This is a genomic window from Desulfovibrio porci, assembly GCF_009696265.1.
Taxonomy (GTDB): Bacteria; Desulfobacterota; Desulfovibrionia; order Desulfovibrionales; family Desulfovibrionaceae; genus Desulfovibrio; species Desulfovibrio porci.
Window position 1 is genome coordinate 373882 of the sequence record NZ_VUMH01000002.1, and the last position, 20004, is coordinate 393885.

Genomic DNA, 20004 nt, shown 5'->3' on the forward strand with positions numbered 1-20004 from the left:
CCTTGCCGCGTCTTCGGGCGCGGCGTATTTCTGGAGTTGCCATGCGCCCCGCACACTGCGGCATTACGCCCGAAGGCTGGCCCTGCATCGCCCTGACAGCGCTTTCGGCCCTGGTTTTCGCGCTCCTGGACTGGTGGCTGCCGGCCCTGCTGCTGCTGATCCTGTTCTGGTTCAGTCTGCACTTTTTCCGCGATCCGGAACGGGTCGTGCCCCACAGCGAGGGCCTGGCCGTCAGCCCGGCGGACGGCAAAATCATCCGCATCGAGGACAGGGCCGATCCCTTTAGTGACGAAAGCTGCTGCTGCGTCAGCATTTTCATGAATATCTTCAGCGTGCACGTCAATCGCGCGCCCGTGGACTGCGTGGTGGAAGACGTCCGCTACTGGCCGGGCAAATTCGTCAACGCGGCTTTTGACAAGGCCTCTACGGACAACGAGCGTTGCGCCTACCGCCTGCGCGGCGCGGACGGCCGGACCTGGAGCATGGTCCAGATCGCGGGGCTGGTGGCCCGGCGCATCGTCTGCCGTGTGGAGCCGGGCGACGCCCTGGCGCGCGGCCAGCGGTACGGCATGATCCGCTTCGGCTCGCGAGTTGACCTTTATCTGCCCCGGGGCTATGTTGCGGCTGTGCGTATTGGCGAACAGGTTTTCGCCGGACAAAGCGTGATCGCCCGCGCGCAGTGACGGACACGCCCTGACCATGCCCGTACTTATGGACGTTATGGAAAAGAAAAAGCCGCATAAGGGGGTCTTCCTCCTCCCCAACATGATCACGACGCTGAGCATGTTTCTTGGCTTTTTGTCCATGGTCTGGGCGGTGCAGGGCCGCTTTGAGGAAGCCTGCATGGCCATTCTGGTTTCGGCCCTCATGGACGGCCTGGACGGCAAGGTGGCCCGCCTGACCAATACCGCCAGCGAATTCGGGGTGCAGTACGATTCCCTGGCCGATCTGGTGGCCTTCGGGCTTGCGCCGGCCATGCTGCTCTGGCAGTGGCAGTTGCAGACCTTCGGCCGCCTGGGCGTGGCCGCGGCCTTCATTTACGCGGCCTGCGGGGCCTTGCGTCTGGCGCGCTTCAACGTCAGCACCGCCGCCGTGGGCAAGCGCTTTTTCATCGGCCTGCCCATTCCGGCGGGCGGCTGCACTGTGGTGACCTTCGTCTTTTTCGCCTCGCTGTTTCCGGATCTTCTGAATTCGGTCACGCCCTATTTCGCCCTGCTGCTTTCCGTGGGCGTGGGCGTGCTGATGGTCAGCCGCGTGCGCTATTTCTCCTTCAAGGAGTATGACTTTCTGCGCGCCCATCCCCTCCGCACCATGGTGACTTTTCTTTTCCTTCTCGCCCTGGTGGTTTCCCTTCCCCGCCTGTTCGGCTTCCTGCTCTGCGCCATTTATATTGCGGGAGGACTCATCTACACCTTTGTGATCCTGCCCCGCCGCAACCGTCAGCTACTACGCGCCCTATCGCCCCAGAGCGATTAAGGCTGCGTAACGGTTCGCCGCCCGTCGGGCGGAATGACGCGCTCCCTGGACAGCCGCCCTTTACGGCGGCCGTTATGCAAGCATATATACCTTGTCACACCAGAGGAGTATGAACCATGAAAAATCGCGTCTACTTTTTTGACACCACCTTGCGCGACGGCGAGCAATCGCCCGGCGCCACCATGAATCTGCAGGAAAAACTGCGTCTGGCCCATCAGTTGGAAGTGCTGGGCGTGGATATCATGGAAGCGGGCTTTCCGGCCTCCAGTCCCGGCGACTTTGAAGCCGTGCGGACCATCGCCGCCCAGGCCGGCGACATTCAGGTGGCCGGTCTGGCCCGTTGCGTGGAAAGCGACATCGACCGTTGCTGGGAAGCCGTGAAAGACGCCCGGAATCCGCGCATCCATATCTTCCTGTCCACCTCCCCCCTGCACATGAAGCACAAGTTGCGCAAAGACCCCGAGGACGTGCTCAGGATGGCCGTGGAAGGGGTCAGACGTTGCGCCTCCTATACGGACAATGTGGAATTTTCCGCCGAGGATTTCTCCCGCTCGGAACGTGAGTTCCTCTGCCGCATCGTGGAGGCGACCATCAACGCCGGGGCCACCACCATCAACCTGCCGGACACCGTGGGCTATGCCCAGCCTGAGGAATTCGCTTCTCTGGTGGATTACGTGATCAAAAACACGCCCAACAGCGACAAGGCCATCTTCAGCGTGCACTGTCACGATGATCTGGGTCTGGGCGTGGCCAACACTTTGGCCGCCCTCAGGGTGGGCGTGCGCCAGGCCGAGGTGACCCTTAACGGCATCGGCGAGCGCGCGGGCAACGCGGCCCTGGAGGAAGTGGCCATGGCCCTGGGCGTGCGGCGGGACTACTACGGCCTGGAGCACGGCATCAAAACCGAGCAGCTCTATCCTTCCTGCCGTCTGCTTTCCATGATTATCGGCCAGCCCATCCCCAACAACAAATCCATTGTGGGGGCCAACGCTTTCGCGCACGAGTCCGGCATCCATCAGGACGGCATGCTCAAAAACCGTGAAACGTACGAAATTATGACCCCGCAGTCCGTGGGCCGTACCGAGAGCAATCTGGTCATCGGCAAGCACTCGGGCCGCAACGCCGTGCGCAACAAGTTCGAGAGTATGGGCTACAAGCTGGACGACGAGCAGCTCAACCTGGTCTTCGAGGCCGTGAAACAGTTGGCCGACCGCAAAAAGACCCTGCATGACGACGACCTCATGGCCCTGGTCCAGCAGGAAATCTACCGCATCCCGGACCGTCTGCGCCTGCGTCATGTCAGTGTGCAGAGCTCGGACGCCGGCGGCGTGCCGCCCACGGCCGCGGTGATCATGGATGTGGACGGCATGGAAAAGAGCGGCGCGGGCTTCGGCGTGGGGCCGGTGGACGCCCTGTTCAACGTCATCGCCGACATGGTGGGCCGCGAGCCGGAGCTGGAGCAGTATGCCATCAACGCCATCACCGGCGGCACCGACGCTCTGGGCGAGGTTACCGTGCGCATCAGGGAGAACGGGCATTCCGCCGTGGGCCGGGGCACGCATCCGGATATTTTCGTGGCCAGCGCCAGGGCCTATGTGGACGCCCTGAACCATCTGGCAAAACGGGAAGAGGAAGGTTGTCGCCTTCACTGCCAACACGACTGACATTTGGCGTTTTTTGCCGCCCACGGTGTCAGGCCGCGCGGCCCGGCTTGATTACATAGTCGGCTATGCGCCCGGCCTGCCTTGTCGGCGACGAAAAACGCATAAATGTCAGGAGGGAAGTGAACAAGTTTTTTTGTTTTGGAGATACAAGGAGTTTGAACATGCCTCAGACGCTTGCGCAGAAAATTTTGCAAGCCCATACCGACGAGGCCGTGCGAAGCGACGGCCAGATCGTTCAGTGTCGGGTATCCATGGTGCTGGCCAACGACATCACCGGGCCGCTGGCCATCAAGTCGTTTCGCGGCATGGGCGCGGAAAAGGTTTTCGACAAGGACAAAATCGCCTTGGTCATGGACCATTTCACGCCCCAGAAGGACATCGATTCGGCCAATCAGGTGCTGATCAGTCGCAAGTTCGCGGAAGAGCAGGGCATCACTCACTATTACGAGGGCGGCGACTGCGGGGTGGAGCACACCCTGCTGCCCGAGCAGGGGCTGGTGGGCCCCGGTGATCTGGTCATCGGCGCGGACAGCCATACCTGCACCTATGGCGGCATCGGGGCCTTCGCCACGGGCATGGGCTCCACGGACATCGCGGCGGCCATGGCCCTGGGCGAAACCTGGCTCAAGGTGCCGCCCACCATCCGGGTCAACATCCGGGGCGAGATGCCCCGCTGGCTGCGCGGCAAGGACCTCATGCTGCTGCTCATCGGGGCCATCGGCGTGGACGGGGCTTTGTACAAGGCCCTGGAATTCGGGGGCCCGGTCATTGACGCTCTGGATGTGGAAGGCCGTCTGACCATGGCCAATATGGCTATTGAGGCCGGCGGCAAGGCGGGCCTTTTTGCCGTGGACGCCCAGACCCGCGCCTATTGCGCGGAGCACGGCCCCGGCCTGGACATGGAACTGGCCGCCGACCCGGACGCGGTCTACGAGCGCGTGGTGGACATCGACGTCACGGGCCGGGAGCCGGTGGTGGCCTGTCCGCATCTGCCCTCCAACGTGAAGCCCGTCTCCGAAGTCGGGGACACGCCCATCCAGCAGGTGGTCATCGGTTCCTGCACCAACGGCCGTATCAGCGACATGCGCGACGCGGCGGCGGTGCTGCGCGGCCGCAAGGTGGACAAAAAGGTGCGCTGCATCGTGCTGCCTTCCACGCCCACAGTCTGGAAGCAGTGCCTGAAAGAAGGCCTTATGGAAGTCTTCATGGACGCGGGCTGCATTGTGGGGCCCTGCACCTGCGGGCCCTGCCTGGGCGGCCATACCGGCATTCTGGGCGACGGCGAGCGCGCCGTGGCCACCACCAACCGCAACTTCAAGGGCCGCATGGGCAGCCTTTCTTCCGAGGTCTACCTGGCCAGCCCGGTGGTGGCGGCGGCGAGTGCGGTGGCGGGTAAGGTCGCTTCCCCCGATGCATTGTAAAAGCGTATCGGATGGAACTGTGCGGCTGTACTAAAAGTTTCAGGAAAGATGGGAGGGAAGAGGGGGAATCCTTTTCCCAAAGGGTTTCCTTCCCTCAAATCTCTCCAGAGGGTCAAAGCATGAACTACAAAGGCAAGGCCCACAAAGTGGGCGAACATATTGATACGGACGCCATCATTCCGGCGCGTTTTCTGGTGACCAGCGACGCCAAAAAACTGGGCGAGAACTGCATGTCCGGCCTGGAGCCGGACTGGGTCAAGCGCGTGGCGCCGGGCGACATTCTGGTGGCCGGGCGCAACTTCGGCTGCGGTTCCTCGCGCGAGCACGCGCCCATTGCCATTCTGGGCGCGGGCATGCCCGTGGTCATCGGCCACAGCTTCGCGCGCATCTTCTACCGCAACGCCTTCAACATGGGTCTGCTGCTCATGGAAGTGGGCGATGAGGTGGACAAGCTCAACGACGGCGATGAGCTGGAAATCGACGCCGCCACGGGCCGCATCCGCGACCTGACCAACGGCGCGGAAATCACCTGCCCGCCGCTGCCCCCGTCCATGGTCGCCATTCTGGCCAAGGGGGGCTTGGTGGGCTATGTGAAGGAACGCCTGGCCAAGGCGTAATGTTTTTTTGCGGGGGAGAAACCTGTTTGGAAAAAGGTTCTCTCCCCCGCGCCCCTGCTTCCAAAAACTTTTGCCAGAGCGCCGTTCCGTCCGGAATGACGCCGGAGCGACTGAAAGTTTTAGGGAGGATGGGGGTGCGGGGGAAGGGAGACCCTTTTTCAAAAGGATCTCCCTTCCCCCGCGATGTCATGTGCAAAAAAGGATTACTCAATGAACAAGACCATCTGCCTGTTGCCCGGCGACGGCATCGGCCCGGAAATTCTCGCCCAGGGAGCCAGCGTGCTGGCGGCTGTGGCCCAGAAGTTCGGCCACATGTTTGATTTTGACGAAGCCCTCATCGGCGGGGCCGCCGTGGACGCCACCGGCTCGCCTCTGCCGGAGGAGACTGTGGAAAAATGTCGCAAGGCCGACGCCGTGTTCCTGGCCGCCGTGGGCGGTCCCAAATGGGACGGCCTGAAGCCGGAGCAGCGGCCCGAAAAGGGCTTGCTGGGCATCCGCAAGGCCCTGGGCCTGTTTGCCAACCTGCGTCCGGCCCTGCTGCTGCCTGAACTGGCCGGGGCCTGCCTGCTGCGTCCGGACGTGGCGGCCAAGGGTCTGGACCTGATCGTGGTGCGGGAGCTCACGGGCGACATCTATTTCGGCGAGCCGCGCGGCGTGGAAATGCGCAACGGCCGCCGTACCGGCTACAACACCATGATTTATGACGAGGAAGAGATCCGCCGCATCGCCAAAGTGGCCTTTGAGACGGCCCGCCAGCGTCGCCGCAAGGTCTGCTCGGTGGAAAAGAGCAATGTGCTGGAGACCTCGCGCCTCTGGAAGGAAGTGGTGCTGGAAACTCACAAGGATTACGCCGACGTGGAGCTTTCCCACATGTATGTGGACAACGCGGCCATGCAGCTGGTGCGCGATCCCTCACAGTTCGACGTAATCCTCACCGGCAACATCTTCGGCGACATTCTTTCCGACGAGGCCTCGGTGATCACCGGTTCTCTGGGCATGCTGCCCTCGGCCTCCGTGGGCGCGTCCGGGCCGGGTCTGTTCGAACCCATTCACGGTTCCGCGCCGGATATCGCGGGCCGGGACAAGGCCAATCCTCTGGCCACCATTCTTTCCGGCGCCATGCTGCTGCGTCTCGGCTTTCACCTCACCGAGGAGGCGGAGTGCATTGAAAACGCCGTGCGTCGCGCCCTGCGCGACGGCTTCCGCACCGGCGACATCATGGAGCCGGGCATGATCCAGGTGGGCTGCGAGGCCATGGGGCGCAAGGTCATCGAGAGGTTGTGACGACGCAAGGCGGGTGCGCAAGCGCCCGCCTTTCATATCCGCGGGGAGGGAGATGTGCGTAGCCGCAACACTATACTTGCTTCGGTGCTGGCGTTTCTGTTGATTGTCTTTGGGACGTTGCAAGGCCGTTGCGAAGATGCGCGCAAGCAGCTATGGGAAGTGGCGCATGGAACGGCATTTGATACAATCCGGTTTACAGGCAGTGAGGCTCAACTCAGAGAGTACATGGAGCCTCTGGGAAAAATGCCCGGACAATGTCTGACCGGCGGCTATCTTGACCGCGGTGTGGAGAAATTTTTTTCTAAACAAGGCGTTTTCGCTTATTCTGAAAGTGAGCTTGAAATGTCGCCGGAGTGCGACTGCATAGATGGGTATCTGGAGGATCGAGCCAACAATTTTCTTTTTACCCATGGCGACGGTCCTCCCTGTGGCTGTTACCGGCTTACCGTCAGCCGCGCTTTCCCCCGGAAAAAGGGCAAGACGCTCGTGCTGGGCCATGCCTGGAGGGGATGTGCCGAGGAGGACGGCATTATTGCTTCCGAACCTCCCGCCTCTTTTCTTCCTCCGGATTTAACTCCGCAATCCTTTTTGAAAGAGAGCGAGATCGCCGGACCGGAGGAATTTTCACTCTTTATCCTGCGCCTTCTGCCGTCGCGCACGGGGCTGACCGTGACGGCGCGGCTGGACCCGCTGCCGCTGGGCTTGTTGCAGCCGCCTTTGCAAAAAGGTTTTCGGCATACTATGGACGTTGAATATCCTTATACCGAAAGGGGGGATATGCTCACATTCGGCGCCATTGCTCTCTATGGCGGCTCAAAGATGGACAAGGCGCTTGCCGACGAAAGCTGCGATACTCTTACCGGAAAAGATTTGGAAGAGGCCATCGCCATTGCCGCTGCGTTGGAAAAGGAAAGAATCCCCGATGGGCCGCCCCGATTTCCCTTGAGCATTTCCGGCAAGCCGAGCGAGTACAGCCTGGAGCGCTTCAAGGAGGAGTTCCGTCATGCCCTTGGCGTATACCGGGCCGTCAGCAAGCAGGCCTGGCGGGACATCATCCTGCAATGGAACAGGGACACGGGGCGTTTTCAGATCAAGAGGCATGCACGGCCCATACCCCCAATGACCTTCCGTGAATTTCTGCTGCGGGTTGATTATTATTCCCCGGTGTGCTGAAAGCCCGCAGCCGAAAGGCGGCGAAGCCATATGCGCGGTTACTTTGCTTCAGGCCTGCGCCCGGTGTAAAAATCTCCGAATCTGCCCGCCCAGCATGACCAGCAGCACCGAGGCCGCGATGAGGGCCACGCCGCCCGCCAGGGCCGGGCTGAAGGGTTCCCCGAACACCAGTATGCCCACTGTGACGGCGGTGAGCGGCTCCATGACGCCCAGGACGGAGGTCATGGTGGAGCCAATGCGCTGGATGGCCAGAATCAGGGTGAGATTGGAGAGCACGGCGGTGACCACGGCCAGCAGGGCGGCGATTCCCAATTCCCGCCAGGAGCTCAGCGCCTGGAACCTGCCGGTACACAGAGCGTTGACCAGGGAAAGCACGGCGCTGAACAGCATCACGTAAAAGGTCATCACCAGGCCGCTCATGTTCGGGATGCGCGCTGTCTGGATGCCGACGATATACAGGGAGTTGCACAGCGCGGACAAAAGCATCATGCCCACGCCCAGCAGGCTGATGCTCCGGCCGCCGTCGCTTGGGCCGCCGCTGAGCAGCGCCACCCCGGACACGGCCAGGACGATGGACAGGGCGATGGTCCAGGAAAAGCGCTCATGGAAGAAGACGATCATAATCAGCATGACCATGACCGGATAGAGAAACTGGAGCGTGGCGGCCACGCCGCTGGGCAGATAGCTGAAGGCCCAGAAAAAGAGCAGGGCGGCCAGCATGTACATGATGCTCAGGCCCGCCAGCTTGCAGAGGTCCACGCCGCGTGCGCGAAAGCATTCGCCGCGCGCGGCCAGCAGACCCCAGAGCGTGATGGAGGCGATGCAGAAACGGTAGAACAGGGCGGATTCGGCCGTCACGCCCGCGTGCAGCAGCGGCAGGGTGAAGAGCGGGATCAGCCCGAACGTAGCGGATGAAAGCAAGCCGAGAAAAAAGCCCATCAATGCCTCCGCCCGGAGCCATACAGGAGATCGCGTCGCCGTGCAAGAAGGCCGCCCGGCAGATGCCGGGCGGCCTTTCGCATCAAATAGTTACGGAGCGGCGGGCGCTAGCGTGAGCTGTCCAGTACCACTTCCGCCTCGGGATGGGCCTGACGCAACGCTTCGTGCATGGCGGCGGCATCGGCGAAGGCGCGGAACGGCCCCACCTTTTCGTCGCCCATGCCGGCGCTGTAGCGCACGTAATAGGCCTGATCGGCCTTGAGCGGGGTGCCGCTTTCGTCGCTGACCACTTCCACGTCAACCTTGCCCACGCCGCGCTTGCTCAGGTCAAGCTGCTTGGCGGCGGCATAGGAGAGGTCGATGATCCGGCCGCGCACATAGGGGCCGCGGTCCGTCACACAGACCATGACGCTTTTGCCGTTGTCCTGATCCGTGACCTTGACCACCGTGCCGATGGGCAGGGTGCGGTGGGCCGCGGTGAAGGTGTACATATCGTAATCGACGCCGCTGGCCGTGGCCCCGCCGTGAAAGTCACGGCCGTACCAGGAAGCTTTGCCCGTCAGCAGTTCGCTGCCTTGAGCGCGCTTGAGCCAGATCTCGCGGTTATCCACGCTCTGGCGGATGTCGTCGGCTTTGCGCTGCTTTTTGCTTTTCGCGCTACGGGAATGTTTTTTACGCGAATTTTTATCTTTGCTGCTGACGGCGCGGCTTTTGCGCGCGGAAGAGACGTCTTTTTTGCTTTTTTTAGCGGAGGGAGATTGGGCTTCTATGCCGGATTTCCGGCTTTTGGCTTGGGGAGCGCTTTGTGAAGCCGCTTCGGCGTTCATGGGGGCGGCAAGGGCCAGGCAAAGGGCCAGGGCCGCCCCTATGGAAAGCCAGCGTGAATACTTCATGGTAACTCCTTGGTTTGTGTTCGAGGCTGCCCGCCAAGACAGGCAGCGCAACAGAACGATGCGCCGCATATCTTGAAAAGAACCGGACGGGTCGCGCCCGCGACCCTGACCCCAAGGGCTCTCCCGGTGGCCTGGAAACGCGTCCGCGCGTCTGTGCCGCCCGCCTGCAAGGGGAATGCCTTTTCTTATTGCATAGACTATACCGCAAAAAAAACGCCTCTGTCAAATCAGTGAAAATTTTTTATTATCAGTTGGTTAGAAAAAGTTTAGAAAGAAATTCCGCCTCTCGCCGGGCCGCTCCGCATCCGCCTGACGTTCACGTGCCGCCTGGGTGCCGGCCAAAAAAATGCCGCCCCTTTGGGGGGCGGCATAAGTATGGCGGTAAATAAAAGCTGAAAACGCGAATCTTACCAGTCCAGCGTGCGCTTGAAGGCGCGGGCCAGATCTTCCACGTTTTCGCGCAGCAGCGTGCTGTCGCCGCTCTTCAGCGTCAGATGCCCGTCACCCGTGACCGTGCCGATGCGGCGGCAGAGCTGCCACATGCCCAGGGCGTCCAGCAGCATGGCCAGGTCCGGCTTGACGCTGACCAGCAGGCGGCTGGCCGACTCGCTGTAGAGCAGTTCCGTGCGGCTCATGGCTTCCAGGGCGGGCACCGCGTTCAGGTCAACTTCCGCGCCCAGGCGGCCGCCGATGCACATTTCGGCCAGAGCCACGGCCAGGCCGCCGTCCGAGCAGTCATGGCAGGCCGCCACGGCCCGCTGGCCCATGAGCGCGTGCAGGCCGCGATAGCGCGGCAGGGCCGTGCCCGCGTCCACCTGCGGCACGCGGCCGCCCCTGAAGCCCAGTTCGTCGGCGGCCTCGCTGCCGCCCATCTCGCGCCAGGTGCCGCCCAGCAGGTAGATATACTCGCCCTCGCGCTTGAAGTCCGAGGTCTGGGTGCAGGTCACATTGCGGATCACGCCCAGCACCGAGAAGAGCACCGTGGGCGGAATGGAAATGCGCTCCCCGCCGCCGGTGTAGTCGTTCTTCATGGAGTCCTTGCCGGAAATGCAGGGCAGATTATAAGCCAGGGAGAACTGGCGCAGCGCCTTGCAGGCCCGCACCAGCTGGGCCAGCTTGTAGCGTCCGTCGGGATTCTTTTCGCTCTGGACCGGATCGCACCAGCAGAAGTTGTCCACCCCGGCCAGGGCGTCGGGATCGCCGCCCACGGCCACGGCGTTGCGCACGGCTTCGTCCATGGCGTTGGCCATCATCCAGTAGGTGTCGTAATCGCTGAATTTGGGGCAGATGCCGTGGCTGATGACCAGACCGGCGTCCGACTCCAGCAGAGGGCGCAGCACGCCCGCGTCGGCCGGGCCGTCGCGCAGCACGCCCACCAGAGGCTTGATCACGCTGCCGCCGCGCACTTCGTGGTCGTACTGGCGGATGATGTATTCCTTGGAGCAGATGTTCAGCCGGCCCAGCATGCGCCGCAGGAATTCACCTTCGCCCCGCGCGTCGAGTCCCGCGCTTTCCACGTGGATGTCCGGCATGTCCGGGGCCTTCCACACGGCTTCCAGCTCCAGCTGGGGCACGCCGTCGTGCATGAATTCCATGGGCAGGGAAGCCACCACCCTGTCGCCGTAGCGGGCCTCGAAAAAGCCGGAATCCGTGAAGCGGCCCAGAGCCGTGGCCTCCACGTCCATGCGCGCGGCCAGGTCCATGAAGGCGGCCAGCTTGTCCGGCGGCACGGCCAGGGTCATGCGTTCCTGCGCTTCGGAGAGCAGGATCTCCCAAGGCCGCAGGCCGTCGTATTTCAGCGGAGCCTTGGCGATGTCCAGCACGCAGCCGCCGGTATCCTCGGCCATTTCGCCCACAGAAGAGGACAGGCCGCCCGCGCCGTTGTCCGTGATGGCGTTGTACAGGCCCAGATCGCGCGCGCGCAGGATGAAGTCGTACATTTTGCGCTGGGTGATGGGGTCGCCGATCTGCACGGCTGTGGCCGGCGAGCCCTCGTGCAGCTCCTCGGAGGAGAAGGTGGCCCCGTGGATGCCGTCCTTGCCGATGCGGCCGCCGGTCATCACGATGACGTCGCCGACCTCGGCCTTTTTCTCCCAGCCGGGGCGGCCGTTGATTTCCGTGGGAATGATGCCCACAGTGCCGCAGTAGACCAGGGGCTTGCCCAGATAGCGCTCGTCAAAGACCAGAGAGCCGTTGACCGTGGGGATGCCGGACTTGTTGCCGCCGTGCTCCACGCCTTCGCGCACACCTTCCAGCACCCGGCGCGGGTGCAGCAGGCGCGGCGGCAGGGCCTTGTCGTAAAAGGGCGAGGCAAAGCAGAACACGTCCGTATTGCAGACCAGCTCCGCGCCCATGCCTGTGCCCATGGGGTCGCGGTTCACGCCCACGATGCCGGTCAGCGCGCCGCCGTAGGGATCCAGGGCCGAGGGGCTGTTGTGGGTCTCCACTTTGATGCAGGCGTCGTAGCCGTTGATGAAGGCGATGACCCCGGCGTTGTCCTTGAACACGGACTTGCAGTAGTCGTTTTCGCCCATGCGCGCCCGCAGCAGGGCCGTGGCGTCGCGGATGCAGGTCTTGTAGAGATTGTCCACCGCCTCGCGGCGGCCTGTCTCTTCGTTGTAATAGTCGATGCGCGAGGCGAAAATTTTATGCTTGCAGTGCTCTGACCAGGTCTGGGCCAGCACTTCCATTTCCACGTCCGTGGGGTCGGCGGGCAGGTCCAGCGCCTTGCGCCGGACCGCTTCGCCCGCTTCCGTGAAGTGGTCGCGGATGCAATGCAGTTCGTCGAGATTAAGCGCCCAGGTGTTTTCGCGGCTGGCCTGCTGCAGGGCCGCGTCGTCCATGCCGGACAGGGCCACAACGTCCACCGTGTCGTTGGCTTCGCCGGTGACCTTGGCCGCCTGCGGCGCGAAGCCCGGCTCGGACCGCCATTCCTCCAGGCTCTTGATGCGGAAGCGCTGGATCAGGGTGTTGCAGAGCAGGTCGCGGCTGAGGGCCTCCACCTGCTCACGGTTGAGCGGCGCGGCCGGGTCGTTGCAGATGCGGTACTGCACGGCGGTGTAAACGCGCAGGCTGTCGCGCGGGATGTCCAGCACCAGAGCGGCGGTGTCGCGGGCTGTGCGGGCCTCGTTGTCCGTGACGCCGGGCCGGAAGCCCACTTCCACGAACCAGTCCGGTTCGGGCGTCAGCAGGGGCAGGGGCTCCAGCGAGGCGCGCTGCAGAATGGGATCGTGCCAGACGCCTTCGTCCAGCAGGCGGCGGACCTGAGCCCCGTCCAGGCCGTCCACGGTGAAAACCTTGATCTGGCGCACCCGCGCCACACTGAGGCCCAGGGCCTTGCGCAGATGCTGGGCCGTCTTGCGGCCCTGGGTATCGTCCAGCCCGGCATGCGGGCCTGTTTCCACACGGTAGAGCATAGGGGGTCTCCTTGCTGTAGTAGGCTCAGCCCTCATTAATCCGCCTGCTGCTGAACCTAAGGCAATACCATAGTATTGTTACTTTTTCCTGTCGCGCACGTAGTCGGCCATCTGGCGCATAAGCTCGCGTTCCGGCCTGTCCGGCAGAGTGTCCAGGGCGTCACGCGCCGTGGCCAGATAGGCGTCCGCGTCCAGGCGGGTCCGTTGGTCGTGTCCCGCATCGCGGATGCGTTCGGCAATGGCGGCGGCGTCGTTCTCGGTCATCAGGCCGCAGCCGAAGGCCGCGTCAAAGGCCACGCGTTCCTCCTGCTCCAGGCCCAGGCGGTAGAGTCGCAGGGGCGGGGTGAGCTTGCCTTCGCGCACGTCGCCGCCCGTGGGCTTGCCGGTGAGGCTTTCGGGCGCGAAGTCCAGGGCGTCGTCCACCATCTGGAAGGCCATGCCCAGATTTTCGCCGTAGGCTGCCGCCGCTGCGGCCTGCGCGTCCGTCGCGCCCGCGCGCAACGCGCCCAGCTGGCAGGAGGCGCGAATCAGCCAGGCGGTTTTGCCGCGCACGATCTCCTCGTATTCCGCGGCGCTGGTGTCCACCCGGCGCTGGGCCACGATTTCCAGAATTTCTCCGGCGGCGGTGCGGCTGGTGGCTTCGGAAAAACAGAGGGAAAGGCGCGGATCCCCGAATCCCGCCACCAGGGCGTTGGCCTCGGCCAGCAGCGCGTCGCCCGCCAGGATGGTGGGCGTCACCTCGAACAGGGTATGCGCGGCGGGCTTGCCCCGGCGGCTCACGGCGTTGTCCAGCACGTCGTCGTGCAGCAGGGTGGCCGCGTGCAGCATTTCCATGGTCACGGCCAGATCATAGATGTCCGCGCGCTCATAGCCCAGCAGGCGGGCCGTGAGCACGGTGAGCAGGGGCCGCAGGCGTTTGCCCCCGGCTTCGAAAATGTGCCGCGCCACGGGCCGCACGGGTTCTGGCAGGCCTTGGGCCGCGCGCTCAAGGGCCGCGTTGATGGGCGGCAGTTCAAGGGCGAGGCGTGCTTTGAGAAGAATATTTGCCATAGGTCACAACAGGTTGAGTGAGGGCAGCACCGCGTCAAGCGCTTGCAGCGCGCCCGGAAAATCCTTTTCCTCTTTTGTGCGCGGGCCCACCTTGTTGGACACGCTGCGGATCTCCACACAGGGAACCCCGGCTCTGGCGCAGGCATAGGCCACGGCAAAGCCTTCCATGTTTTCCAGCTCCGCGTGATAGCGGTTCCAGAGGTCCCGCGCCCTGGCGAAACTGGCGCTGACCCCGGCCACGGTCAGCGAACGGCAGGGGACGAACCCGTCGCCGCCGGAGCGGGGCGCGCCGCCGGTGAGCGCTTCCGCGCCGGCCAGGGACAGGCGGTCATACACATCCGCCCCGCCATTCTTATCGCTCTCACCGTTCCCGGCTTCCCGCCGCCAGAGCGGAAAGCTGAAGGCTTTGGCCGTCACGGCCCGGCCGTCGTGCAGGCCGTATTCCGGCCAGATTTCCTCGCGCACCAGACAGAGGGCGCGCAGGGGCAGAGCCTCCAGATCAAAAGCGCCGGTCAGCCCCGCGTTGAGCACCGCGTCAATGCGCTGCCCCCGCGCCCCGGCCTGGCCGAAGCAGCGTCCCAGAGCCAGGGCCGCGTTGAGCGGACCCACGCCGGTGACGCAGAACAGCGTATCCCGGCCTTTGAGGCGCGCGGACCAGAGCTCCATTTCCTCCAGGGCGTCCGCCCTGGGGAAGAGCGCCGGGGCCAGAGCGGCCAGCTCCCGGCCCGTGGCCGCGCAGATCAGCAGGGCCATCGGGCCTACAGTCTCCAGTAGTCGATGCCGGCGGCGCGCAGGGCCGCGGGATCGAAAAAGGCCTTCACGTCCAGCAGCACGGCCTTGTCGGGCTCCTTGAAGCGGGCTTTGAGATCGGCAGGAGACAGGGCCGCGTATTCCCGATGGGATACGGTCAGAATCAGGGCGTCCAGATCATGCAACTCGTCCAGAGGCGCCAGCGTCTGCCCGTATTCGTGCAGGGCTTCCGCCGGATCGGCCTGGGCGTCGCTGACCAGGGTTTCCACGCCGTAATCCCGGAGTTCGCGGATAACGTCCACCACGCGGGTATTGCGCAGGTCCGGCACATTTTCCTTGAAGGTGAAGCCCAGGATGCCCACCCGCGCGCCGCTGATGACCCGGCCGCGCTTGATCATCCGTTTGACGGCGCATTCGGCCACGTATTTGCCCATATTGTCGTTGATCCGGCGGCCCGCCAGGATCACCTCGGGATGGAAGCCCAGTTCCTCGGCCTTGAAGGTCAGGTAGTAGGGGTCCACACCGATGCAGTGGCCGCCCACCAATCCGGGACGGAAGGGCAGAAAATTCCACTTGCTGCCCGCCGCTTCCAGTACTTCCAGGGTGTCGATGCCCAAGCGTTCGAAAATGACCGCCAGTTCGTTCATCAGGGCGATGTTCAGGTCGCGCTGGGTGTTCTCGATCACCTTGGCGGCCTCGGCCACCTTGATGCTGGAGGCGCGGTGGATGCCCGCCCGGACCACCGAGCCGTAGATTTGCGCCAGCAGGTCCGCCGTGGCCTGATCCGAACCGGAAACAATCTTGGTGATGGTTTCCAGGGTGTGGACCTTGTCGCCGGGGTTGATGCGCTCCGGCGAGTAGCCCACCGTAAAGTCGCGCCCAAAGGTCAGGCCCGATTCCTTTTCCAGAATGGGCACGCAGATTTCTTCCGTGAGGCCGGGGTAAACCGTGGATTCGTAGACCACCACGCAGCCCTTGCCCATATGGCGGCCCACTGTTGTGCTGGCCCCCACCACGGGCGTGAGGTCCGGGGAGCGGTGGTCGTCAATGGGCGTGGGCACGGCCACGATGATCACGGCGGCCCGGGCCAGATCCGCCGGATCGCAGGTGTAGCGCACGGCGGCGGCCTTGAGCGCAGCGTCGTTGACTTCCCGGGTGCGGTCGTGGCCCTGGGTCAGTTCCGCGACGCGTCCGGCGTTGATGTCAAAACCCAGCACGTCCATATGCCGCGACAAGGCCACGGCCAGGGGAAGACCCACATAGCCCAGGCCCACCACGGCCAAGGGCTGACGGCGTTCTTGCAGTGCTTCAAAAGTGATCATGCTTCTTTCCTTTACAAAAACCCGGTTTTCCGTCACCAGAAAAACATGCAGTTTGATTTTGCCCTGTTCCTGCGCGCCCTGGGCCTGGCCTTTGTGCTGGAAGGCCTGTGCTGGGCGCTGTTTCCCGGCGGCATGCGCCGGGCCATGGCCGGTCTGTTGTCCCGCCCGGAACGCCAGCTGCGCCTGGCCGGACTGGCGGCCGTGGCGGCGGGCCTGCTGGTTATCCGGCTGGCCCTTTAGGAAATGTTGGCACTACATTCTTTCGCTCCCTGGCGGCGTCGAACTTCGTCTTTTATTCCAGCCGAATACCATAAAAGTACACTCCTTTCATAAAGGGCTTGTTCTCCTTGCCAGGAAACAAGATTTCTGTAGTGTCGCCATTTCCTGGCACGCAACATCCCTCTGGAAAGCCTACGCCTTTTCCCCCAGATGCAGGCAGACAATGCCCGAGGTGAGCTTGAGATGCCGGGCGCGGGCGAAGCCGGAGCGCAGCATTTCCTCCTCCAGTTTCCGGGCTGTGGGAAAGGCGCGGATGGTGTCCGCCAGATAGCCGTAGGCCGCTGGATCTTTGGAAAACAGGCGGCCCACGCGCGGCAGAACGCGGTTCAGATAAAAATTGTACAGTCCGCCCCAGATCCGTTCCTGCCCGGAACCGAATTCCAGAATACAGGCCCGGCCTCCGGGACGCAGCACGCGCAGCATTTCGGCGAACGCGGCTTCGCGCGGAAGGATATTGCGGATGCCGAAGGCCATGGTGATGCAGTCCACCGAGGCGTCGGGCAGGGGCAGCTGTTTGGCGTCCGCCGCCACGGGCAGGACGCGCCGGGCGTTGTCGCCCTTGAGTTTGCGGCGACCCAGAGACAACATGGGCGGGCAGAAGTCCAGCGCGGGCACCAGGGCGGTGGGATGACGACGGCGTACGGCTAGGGCCACGTCCAAGGTTCCGGCGGCCAGATCCAGCACCACGCCGCCCTGACCGAGGGTCACGTTGCAGGCCAGCACCCGGCGCCAGTACTGATCCACGCCAAGACTGAGCAGGCGGTTGAGCAGATCGTAAAAACGCGCGATGCGGCCGAACATTCCGGCCACCGCGGCATCATGGACGCGGGGCTGGCCGGAAGCCGGGACGGGAGCGGCGCTCACGCCCTCGTTCCTTCGGTTTCATCCGCGTTTTCGCGAATGGCGGCGTAGACCACCCGGTAGACGGCCGGGAAAATCTCGGCGAAGTTGCCCGGCGAAACCGTGCGCGTCTCAATGAATTTGGCGGTCAGTTCCTTGGCTACCTGCAAAGCTTCCTTGCGATCCTTATCCATACCTGCCTCAGGGGTCCTCCGGACCGGGCAAGCCCGGAACGCCGGAACCGGTGAAAAACCCGGCGAAAATAAAAAACCCGCCCCTTGGGGAATGGCCTGATGACCCACAACGGGTTCTTTGCCTGGACGGGTAAAAGAACGGAAACGTAAGCCCCCGCCCCTTTTGTTCGTCAAAAAACACGGTTCGCCCGCGCGTAAAACAGGGCAACAGCATATGCGTTCCGCCGGGCCTTGGCAAGAGCGTCACGCCGGACAGGCCGGACAGAGGGGATGCGGGCCGGAGTGCGAAAAAATCCGGACGCCGCTGTGCGACGCCCGGAAGAAAAAACTGGAGTACGGGGCTTGCGGCATGGAACGCCTGGACAGGCCCTGGAGCGGATTAACTTTAAGCTTATATATGACCGGGACATGATGTTCCGACCCGTAAGTTTCACGCCTCCGCCGGAGCTTGCGGTTACTCCGGCATCAAGGCGGAGTCTCGCTTTGCTCGACTCCGTGGGCAATTTTAAAGTTAATCGCTCTAGTCCTGAACCAGTTTGGCGATTTCCTCGCGCAGGATCCGCGCCGCCGCGCCGGCCGCGGCTTTTTCCACCTGCTGGTTGAAGCGGGGCTCCAGCGTGTCCAGGCGGCTTTCCAGGGCATCCATGCGCGCCGAGACGCTTTTGCCCATGAGGCTGAGATTGTGCAGGCGTTCCCCCAAGGCCTCGTCCGGGGCGGGAGCGGGCATGTCCTTCAGGGCCTGGCCCACCGAGGAGGAGATCAGCGCGGCGAAACGGTCGTGCAGGGGGGTGCCCTCGCGCAACAGGTCTTCCAGGGAGGCCGCGGGAGCCGCCACAGCCTTTTCAAGGGCCGAAATGCGGGCTTTGGCCTCGGCCATCTCGTTTTCGCAATGCTGGAGGCGCTCGCCCAGGCGGGCGTTTTCTTCGGCCAGTTCCGTCAATTGCGCCAATTCCGCCCCGTCGGCGGCGGGCGCGGGTTCGGCAACGGGCACCGCCGGGGATGGGCTCAGGGGCTGGGGAGCGGCCGGGGCTTCCACCAGTGGAGCGTCGGCCTGTTCGCCGGCAGGCGCGGTTTCCTCCTCGACGGGCATGAGCAAAAGATCTTCCGCCGGGGTAACGGGCTGTTCCGCTTCGACCTCCGGTTGTGCCTCAGTTTCCGCCGGTTCCGGGCTCGCCTCAGGAACGGGAAGTCCGGCTTCTTCAACGGCGGAGACTTCGTCGGTGATGGCCGCCTCGTCCTGAACCGCCGCATCCGCCACATCCGGCGTCGCATCCGGGGCGGGTTCTTCCTGCATGGCGCTCTGCAGCAGTGCGTCCAGATCCGGTTCCGGCTCCGCTCCGGAAGCCGGGCTTTCCTCCAGCGCGGCTTCTTCCTCTCCGGCCGGGCCGTTCGGCGCGTTTGCGGCTTCAACCGTAGTGGCCGCCGTTTCGGCAGGCAGCTCCAGTTCGGGTTCCAGCACCACAGCTTCCAGAGGCGCTTGCGCGGCGGCGGGTTCATCCGCGTCGGCTGCGGGACTCTCCGGCATGTCCGCGTCCGGAGACATGGCCGCCAGCAGGGCGTCCAGATCCATTTCGATATCAGTATCGGTCGTGTTTTCCTGCGGGGCCGCCTGTGCCTGATGCTCCGCTTTCGGGGCCGCTTCGGGGGCGGTTTCCGTTTCCGGCGCGCTCACGGGCGCGGCCTGCGCGGGAGTAGCGGGCGCGTCCTGTTTCAGGTCAAGATCGGCCAGCAGATTGTCCAGATCGTCGGTCAGGTCCGGGGCCGGATCAGCGGAAGGCGCGGCTGCAGGGGCCGGGGCTTCCGGCTCCGGGGCGGGCGTCGCCGCCGGTGCGGCGGGGTCGGAAGCCAGCAGGGCATCCAGATCCGTCTCAATATCAGTATCGGTCGTGTTTTCCTGCGGGGCCGCCTGTGCCTGGGGCTCCGCTTTCGGGGCCGCTTCGGGGGCGGTTTCTGTTTCCGGCGCGCTCACGGGCGCGGCCTGCGCGGGAGTAGTGGGCGCGTCCTGTTTCAGGTCAAGACCGGCCAGCAGATTGTCCAGATCGTCGGTCAGGTCCGGGGCCGGATCAGCGGAAGGCGCGGCTGCAGGGGCCGGGGCTTCCGGCTCCGGGGCGGGCGTCGCCGCCGGTGCGGCGGGGTCGGAAGCCAGCAGGGCGTCCAGGTCGTCGGTAAAATTCTGTTCCCCGGGCTGCGACGCGGCGGCCAGCAGATCAGCCACATCCGGCGCAGCCTCGGATTCCGGTTTGGGCGCGGAACCGTTCATGGAGTTGAGCAAATCGTCCACGGCGCTGTCCAGGTCCATGGGTGCGGCCTTTTGCGCGGCTTCCGCATCGCGCTCACGGGGCTGCGGCGGAATGTCCAGAGTACTGAGCAGCTTGTCCACATCGCCCATGCCCGACATGTCGAGTTTCTCATGAGGGTCGACCTTGTGGCTCGGCGCGGCGGCCTGCTCCGGAGACAATTGGGCTCCCGGTCCGTCGTCATTGGCTTCCATCTGGGCCAGCAGAGCGTCGATTTCCGCGTCGTCCTGCTGAGCCGGAGCGTCGTTGAGGCTTTGCATGTGGGAGCTGATCTCCTCTTTGACCTTTTCAGGCGGAGGAACGGCCCCGGCGGCGTCGCCTTTTTCTATCAGTTCGGTGAGGTCGATGATCTCTTCATCAGTCTCGGCAATCTTCTCGGCAACCATGCG

Annotated in this window: 17 protein-coding genes; 8 read left to right on the forward strand and 9 right to left on the reverse strand. The window is 63.9% G+C overall.

What is annotated here, in order from left to right; genetic code table 11:
- Nucleotides 1-41: 41 nt before the first annotated feature.
- The 7 genes from FYJ44_RS03590 (at nucleotide 42) to FYJ44_RS03620 (ending at nucleotide 7635) form a co-directional block, all read left to right on the forward strand.
- Nucleotides 42-683 (forward strand): phosphatidylserine decarboxylase family protein, encoded by a 642-nt coding sequence (locus tag FYJ44_RS03590; RefSeq protein WP_154509221.1) that lies wholly within the window; start codon nucleotides 42-44, stop codon nucleotides 681-683.
- A 28-nt stretch (nucleotides 684-711) separates the two neighbouring features.
- Nucleotides 712-1476: a CDP-diacylglycerol--serine O-phosphatidyltransferase gene (pssA, locus tag FYJ44_RS03595; protein ID WP_154509331.1), complete on the forward strand. Its 765-nt coding sequence runs from the start codon at nucleotides 712-714 to the stop codon at nucleotides 1474-1476.
- Nucleotides 1477-1592: 116 nt separating this feature from the next.
- Nucleotides 1593-3140, forward strand: a complete 1548-nt coding sequence (locus FYJ44_RS03600) for a 2-isopropylmalate synthase (protein WP_154509223.1) — start codon at nucleotides 1593-1595, stop codon at nucleotides 3138-3140.
- A 161-nt stretch (nucleotides 3141-3301) separates the two neighbouring features.
- Entirely contained in the window at nucleotides 3302-4561 is a 1260-nt protein-coding gene (locus FYJ44_RS03605; RefSeq protein ID WP_154509225.1) for a 3-isopropylmalate dehydratase large subunit, read from the forward strand.
- Between the two features lie 119 nt (nucleotides 4562-4680).
- Nucleotides 4681-5178, forward strand: a complete 498-nt coding sequence (locus tag FYJ44_RS03610) for a 3-isopropylmalate dehydratase small subunit (RefSeq protein ID WP_154509227.1) — start codon at nucleotides 4681-4683, stop codon at nucleotides 5176-5178.
- 210 nt (nucleotides 5179-5388) lie between these two features.
- Nucleotides 5389-6462, forward strand: coding sequence for a 3-isopropylmalate dehydrogenase (gene leuB, locus FYJ44_RS03615; protein WP_154509229.1), 1074 nt, complete (start codon nucleotides 5389-5391; stop codon nucleotides 6460-6462).
- A gap of 54 nt (nucleotides 6463-6516) precedes the next feature.
- Nucleotides 6517-7635 (forward strand): hypothetical protein, encoded by a 1119-nt coding sequence (locus FYJ44_RS03620; RefSeq protein ID WP_154509231.1) that lies wholly within the window; start codon nucleotides 6517-6519, stop codon nucleotides 7633-7635.
- Between the two features lie 48 nt (nucleotides 7636-7683).
- Here FYJ44_RS03620 and FYJ44_RS03625 read toward each other — a convergent pair whose 3' ends face one another.
- The 6 genes from FYJ44_RS03625 to FYJ44_RS03650 form a co-directional block, all read right to left on the reverse strand.
- Nucleotides 7684-8574 (reverse strand): DMT family transporter, encoded by an 891-nt coding sequence (locus FYJ44_RS03625; protein WP_154509232.1) that lies wholly within the window; start codon nucleotides 8572-8574, stop codon nucleotides 7684-7686.
- Nucleotides 8575-8681: 107 nt separating this feature from the next.
- A complete protein-coding gene (locus FYJ44_RS03630) occupies nucleotides 8682-9467 on the reverse strand; it encodes a septal ring lytic transglycosylase RlpA family protein (RefSeq protein ID WP_154509233.1) in 786 nt (261 codons plus the stop codon).
- 407 nt (nucleotides 9468-9874) lie between these two features.
- Nucleotides 9875-12883, reverse strand: coding sequence for an AIR synthase-related protein (locus FYJ44_RS03635; RefSeq protein ID WP_154509235.1), 3009 nt, complete (start codon nucleotides 12881-12883; stop codon nucleotides 9875-9877).
- A gap of 78 nt (nucleotides 12884-12961) precedes the next feature.
- Entirely contained in the window at nucleotides 12962-13933 is a 972-nt protein-coding gene (locus FYJ44_RS03640; protein WP_154509237.1) for a polyprenyl synthetase family protein, read from the reverse strand.
- 3 nt (nucleotides 13934-13936) lie between these two features.
- A complete protein-coding gene (gene mqnB, locus FYJ44_RS03645; protein ID WP_154509239.1) occupies nucleotides 13937-14686 on the reverse strand; it encodes a futalosine hydrolase in 750 nt (249 codons plus the stop codon).
- A 5-nt stretch (nucleotides 14687-14691) separates the two neighbouring features.
- On the reverse strand, nucleotides 14692-16005 hold the full coding sequence (locus FYJ44_RS03650) for a nucleotide sugar dehydrogenase (protein WP_154509241.1): 1314 nt from the start codon (nucleotides 16003-16005) through the stop codon (nucleotides 14692-14694).
- A gap of 45 nt (nucleotides 16006-16050) precedes the next feature.
- Here FYJ44_RS03650 and FYJ44_RS03655 point away from each other — a divergent pair, with 45 nt between their 5' ends.
- Entirely contained in the window at nucleotides 16051-16245 is a 195-nt protein-coding gene (locus FYJ44_RS03655; protein WP_154509243.1) for a DUF2065 family protein, read from the forward strand.
- A gap of 171 nt (nucleotides 16246-16416) precedes the next feature.
- On the opposite strand, the gene FYJ44_RS03660 is transcribed toward FYJ44_RS03655, so the two are convergent.
- From FYJ44_RS03660 to FYJ44_RS03665, 3 genes are all read right to left on the reverse strand, one after another.
- Nucleotides 16417-17148, reverse strand: a complete 732-nt coding sequence (locus FYJ44_RS03660; RefSeq protein ID WP_288230204.1) for a ubiquinone/menaquinone biosynthesis methyltransferase — start codon at nucleotides 17146-17148, stop codon at nucleotides 16417-16419.
- Nucleotides 17145-17318: a hypothetical protein gene (locus tag FYJ44_RS14415; RefSeq protein WP_195840940.1), complete on the reverse strand. Its 174-nt coding sequence runs from the start codon at nucleotides 17316-17318 to the stop codon at nucleotides 17145-17147. The genes FYJ44_RS03660 and FYJ44_RS14415 overlap by 4 nt, the downstream gene beginning before the upstream one ends.
- A 520-nt stretch (nucleotides 17319-17838) precedes the next feature.
- Entirely contained in the window at nucleotides 17839-20001 is a 2163-nt protein-coding gene (locus tag FYJ44_RS03665) for a hypothetical protein (protein ID WP_154509245.1), read from the reverse strand.
- Nucleotides 20002-20004: the final 3 nt, after the last annotated feature.

Coding starts and splice junctions, on each gene's coding strand:
- FYJ44_RS14415 (WP_195840940.1), bottom strand. CDS start 17,318: ATGGATAAGGATCGCAAGGAAGCTTTGCAGGTAGCCAAGGAACTGACC.
- mqnB (WP_154509239.1), bottom strand. CDS start 14,686: ATGGCCCTGCTGATCTGCGCGGCCACGGGCCGGGAGCTGGCCGCTCTG.
- FYJ44_RS03610 (WP_154509227.1), top strand. CDS start 4,681: ATGAACTACAAAGGCAAGGCCCACAAAGTGGGCGAACATATTGATACG.
- FYJ44_RS03635 (WP_154509235.1), bottom strand. CDS start 12,883: ATGCTCTACCGTGTGGAAACAGGCCCGCATGCCGGGCTGGACGATACC.
- FYJ44_RS03625 (WP_154509232.1), bottom strand. CDS start 8,574: ATGGGCTTTTTTCTCGGCTTGCTTTCATCCGCTACGTTCGGGCTGATC.
- pssA (WP_154509331.1), top strand. CDS start 712: ATGGACGTTATGGAAAAGAAAAAGCCGCATAAGGGGGTCTTCCTCCTC.
- FYJ44_RS03650 (WP_154509241.1), bottom strand. CDS start 16,005: ATGATCACTTTTGAAGCACTGCAAGAACGCCGTCAGCCCTTGGCCGTG.
- FYJ44_RS03590 (WP_154509221.1), top strand. CDS start 42: ATGCGCCCCGCACACTGCGGCATTACGCCCGAAGGCTGGCCCTGCATC.
- FYJ44_RS03630 (WP_154509233.1), bottom strand. CDS start 9,467: ATGAAGTATTCACGCTGGCTTTCCATAGGGGCGGCCCTGGCCCTTTGC.
- FYJ44_RS03605 (WP_154509225.1), top strand. CDS start 3,302: ATGCCTCAGACGCTTGCGCAGAAAATTTTGCAAGCCCATACCGACGAG.
- FYJ44_RS03640 (WP_154509237.1), bottom strand. CDS start 13,933: ATGGCAAATATTCTTCTCAAAGCACGCCTCGCCCTTGAACTGCCGCCC.
- FYJ44_RS03600 (WP_154509223.1), top strand. CDS start 1,593: ATGAAAAATCGCGTCTACTTTTTTGACACCACCTTGCGCGACGGCGAG.
- leuB (WP_154509229.1), top strand. CDS start 5,389: ATGAACAAGACCATCTGCCTGTTGCCCGGCGACGGCATCGGCCCGGAA.
- FYJ44_RS03655 (WP_154509243.1), top strand. CDS start 16,051: ATGCAGTTTGATTTTGCCCTGTTCCTGCGCGCCCTGGGCCTGGCCTTT.
- FYJ44_RS03665 (WP_154509245.1), bottom strand. CDS start 20,001: ATGGTTGCCGAGAAGATTGCCGAGACTGATGAAGAGATCATCGACCTC.